Here is a 2,665-nt window from a genome sequence, read left to right as displayed (position 1 = left end):
GTATCTTTGCGAACTTGAACTTGAGCTCCCGGTCACCATCGAATTCATCGATGGTAACGTGCAGAATGTTCACATTTGCGTCGATCAATCGCGTTTGTATGGCGTCGGTAGAGGCTGCTAGTGTGCGAATTGCCGCGAAAAAGTGCTCTCGCGCATTGGCATATTTGTCGTCCATTTTGATACCTTCAAAGTTGAAAAGCTGCGCCCTGGACGTCGTGCGCGAACCGGGACTTACGCGTTTGGCATAGGCTGAGTCAACAATGGCGGCCCGCCCGTACAGGTCAGTTTGAGATTCAGGGCTTGCGAATTGACAGCCGGGCTTCCCGCATGAGCTACGACCATTTGGCGCGGCACAATAAGCTGACAAGCTCGCGAGCTTCCGCTTCAGTGATGCCCTGCTTCTTTGGCTTCGGGGAACCAACGTGGCAGTGGCCAGTTTGCATAGCGAGGGGACACATCACGGAGATTCAAATGACACGCCGACCAAAGATTTTGGCCAGCACCGCACTCGGGTTGCTCATCGCCTCGGTGCCGTTAGGGGCGCCGCTCAGCGCAGCATTCAGCGCTGGACGGTTCGCCGAATCCGCAACGCCGATTTTTATCAAGTTGAAATGTAAGGAGGGCGAGTCCGCCGAAGCCTGCGCGCTAAGGCAACAGGCTCCGTCCGAAAACGCTGCTCCACCTCCAGCGACCGAACCACAGCCTACTCCAAAACCGCAGGAGCAGCCAAAAGAGGCAGCTCCGGCGTCTGAGTCAACTCCCGTTCCAGAATCCACGCCACCGGCTGAACTGTCGACGAAGAAACAGCCCGCTCCAACAGCCGAGCCTGTGCCGGCGCCGCCAGCCGAGCCTGCGCCCAACAAGGCTCCCGACGAACCGGCAGGCAAGCAAGTCCAGCCGCCCGCAGACAAGGCGCCTTTGCCCACCCCGGCTCCCCAAGCGCCCGCTGCGACCGATCAGCCTGCGCCTGTACAGGGCGAACAGCCGGCGGAACCTACAAAAAAACCTGCCGCCGAGCAGCCTGGCGCCGAGGGGCCTGCATCAAAGCAGCCTGTGACTGGAGAGCAACCTTCAACCGACCAGCAGCCTCCAGCCTCCGAAAAGCCAGCCAATGGTGAGCCGGCGGCGCCCATCCAAAGCGAAAAGCCAGTCCAGGGCGAGGCGCCAGCAGATCCGAACGCCGCACCCGTCCTTGACAGCGAAAAGGATGCAAAACGTCCGGGCAAGGACGGCAAACCGCCTGCTCAGCAGAGCGATGGGGGTCAGGCCCCGGCGCCCACCGCTGCCCCCGCAGAGGCCGGACCACCCCCTGCAGACGACAAGTCAGCGCAGCAGGAGATCAAGCCGGAGAAGATCGTTCCGGTGACGAACGAAAAGGGTACCCGCCGTGAAAAGGCGCCTGATACCCAAGCGCCGGAACGTCCGAAAGGCGCCGATGTCCTCACGGAAATTGGCGGCCGGGTCATCATCCAGTTCAACAACCAGACGATAGTCGAGAGCAACGAAGCACCGCGCATGAACCGTGGTGCCAAGGACGTGTATTATGAGGATCTGCCGGGCGGCCGCACACGCGAGACGATCGTTCGCGACAATGGCAACCAAATCGTCACCATCCGCAACCGCAATGGAGACGTCATCCAGCGCTCCCGCATCACCCCCGACGGCCGCGAGTATGTGTTGAGCTACGTCGACGAGAGGTATTACCAGGACGTGCAGGATTGGCGCGACCCTGGAGATGACTTGCCACCGATGCGGCTCACCATCCCGCGCAAGCAATACATCCTGGAGTCGGATTTGGTAGAGGATTCCGACGACTACTACACCTTCCTCGAGCAACCGCCGGTGGAAAAAGTCCAGCGCCTCTACTCGGTCGACGAGGTCAAGCGCTCGGCGCGTGTGCGCGATATCGCCCGGCGCGTTGATCTCGACACGTTGAATTTCGAGTCCGGTTCGGCCGCGATCTCGGACAGCGAAGTCAAAAAGCTGCAAGGGGTTGCGGACGCAATGGAGCGCCTGCTGAAGAAGAACCCGGCGGAAACCTTCTTGATCGAAGGCCACACCGATGCTGTCGGTAGCGACAATGCGAACCTGGCGTTGTCCGACCAGCGAGCCGAGGCAGTTGCCGAGGCCCTCACCAACGCCTTTGGCATCGCGCCAGAGAACCTGACGACCCAAGGCTACGGCGAGCGCTATCTTAAGGTGAACACGACAGGGCCCGAAAGACAGAACCGCCGCGTCGCTATTCGCCGCATCACGCCGCTTGTGGCGCCCATCGCCAGCGCCAACTAACCAGGACAATCTCGCGATTCGGTAAAGCTCGCCGAATCGCGAGACCGTTACCAGCCAAGGCGCCGGCTCTAATCAAAATGGTGGCCGGCGCTGGTGGTTGAAGCGGGATTTGAACGTTCCCGGAATTTACCCGCTGGCTGCGTAGTGCGCGCGGAGCTTGGGCGTCCGGAGGTAATCAAGCATGGACATCGCAGCGCGCTTGTGTCGGCCGCCCATTCGTTGGATCCGTGGAACGTTGAGCGTCGCATTGACCCGCCGCTAAATGCAGCTTCATCTGAAGCCGTGCAATCAGATTGCGGCCGTCCTTTGAGACGATATGGCCTCGAACCCCGGGCTAGCGCCACCGACCGGATCGGCCCCTCCATCCGCCCCCGAG

At 60.9% G+C, this 2,665-nt stretch carries 1 protein-coding gene; it reads left to right on the top strand.

All coding sequences use genetic code 11. The features are described from left to right. Nucleotides 1-471 precede the first annotated feature (471 nt). Complete coding sequence (locus tag EN925_RS31315) at nucleotides 472-2,289, top strand: OmpA family protein (RefSeq protein WP_127385250.1); 1,818 nt, start codon at nucleotides 472-474, stop codon at nucleotides 2,287-2,289. The last annotated feature ends 376 nt before the right edge of the window (nucleotides 2,290-2,665 follow it).

Source organism: Mesorhizobium sp. M7A.F.Ca.US.006.04.2.1 (assembly GCF_004022915.1).
In the GTDB taxonomy this organism is placed as follows: Bacteria; Pseudomonadota; Alphaproteobacteria; order Rhizobiales; family Rhizobiaceae; genus Mesorhizobium; species Mesorhizobium ciceri.
The sequence above is the reverse complement of the archived record's forward strand: the minus strand, read 5'-3'. Positions and strand labels throughout refer to the sequence as shown.

Bases quoted from the DNA above. Each gene is read 5' to 3' on its own strand.
- EN925_RS31315 (WP_127385250.1), top strand. From the start codon at position 472: ATGACACGCCGACCAAAGATTTTGGCCAGCACCGCACTCGGGTTGCTC.